This window comes from Bacillus sp. JJ1532, assembly GCF_036965085.1.
GTDB lineage: Bacteria > Bacillota > Bacilli > Bacillales > Cytobacillaceae > Cytobacillus.
On the sequence record NZ_JBALOW010000146.1, the window covers coordinates 1 to 1,079 of the forward strand.

2 protein-coding genes are annotated in these 1,079 nt (G+C 29.1%); both read left to right on the forward strand.

The window, feature by feature from the left end; genetic code table 11:
- A partial coding sequence (locus tag V7122_RS25495; RefSeq protein ID WP_335530091.1) for an AAA family ATPase occupies positions 1 to 847 on the forward strand: 847 nt, incomplete at its 5' end.
- Positions 840 to 1,079: hypothetical protein (locus V7122_RS25500; RefSeq protein ID WP_335530094.1), on the forward strand; the 240-nt coding region annotated here is incomplete at its 3' end. The genes V7122_RS25495 and V7122_RS25500, both read left to right, overlap by 8 nt.

Genomic DNA, 1,079 nt, shown 5'->3' on the forward strand with positions numbered 1-1,079 from the left:
ATCTAGTACAGAATTAATAGTCGACATAATAAAGATTTTATTAAATGTTAAAGAGGATTTTTATATTTCTGATCAAATCATAAGCATAAATACTGATAAGGGATTTGAAGAGGAAATTTACAATTTACTTTTTTTATTTGACGGGTTAAATGACGAGGAATTATATCTCGATTTAAAACCAAGGTTTAAGAATATGAGCGTTGGAGAACTAGAATTTGTAAATGGATTTTCAAATTTGTATACAGCAATACAAATCGCTACAAAAAATAAAGAAATTGATACGCTATTATTACTATTAGACGAGCCGGATGCATCATTTCATCCTGAGTGGTCAAGGAGATATATTTATAACATATACCGATTTCTTGATAGTGTTGATTATGGTAAAAAATTTAAATATCAAATTATTATAACTACACATTCACCTTTTATAGTTTCCGATGTTCCAAAGGAACATATAACATGTATAAAAATTCAGGCGGATAGTTTTGGCGATACGCAAAGAATTGTAAAAAAGGCTGAGTTTGGCTTCATGAGCAACTTCTATGACATTATACAAAGTGATTTTTTTATTACTTCCCCTATTGGTGAACACGCTAAGCATGTATTTGAAAAAATTGTTAAAAGGATTACTTCATGGAATGAGTATGATGAGAATGAAATATTTTTGGTTAATGGTATAATCTCTTCTATTGGTGAAGATATAATTCGTGGGAAATTACAACAGTTGATGAATGATAAAAAGATGGAATTGTTACCCCAAGACGAGAGGATCAGAAGAATAAGTGAAATAGAACAGGAACTCAAAATACTAAAAAATACTATGGATGAAACTTATAATGATTAATCTAAATCCAAATATCCTAATACGAATAAGTTCTGATTACAGTAACAAAATGTTAAATGGTATAGAACAACGATATAAACAAGAAGTAAGTATAAAGCCAATTCAAGCAAATCCTTTTACAAATCAACCATATACTAATTTATTTGAAAATGGTCGAGTTCAAGGAATGGATCTCAAGTTAGCTGAAGAGTTATTGACTAAGCCAATTGATCAATTATGTCAAAATTATGCG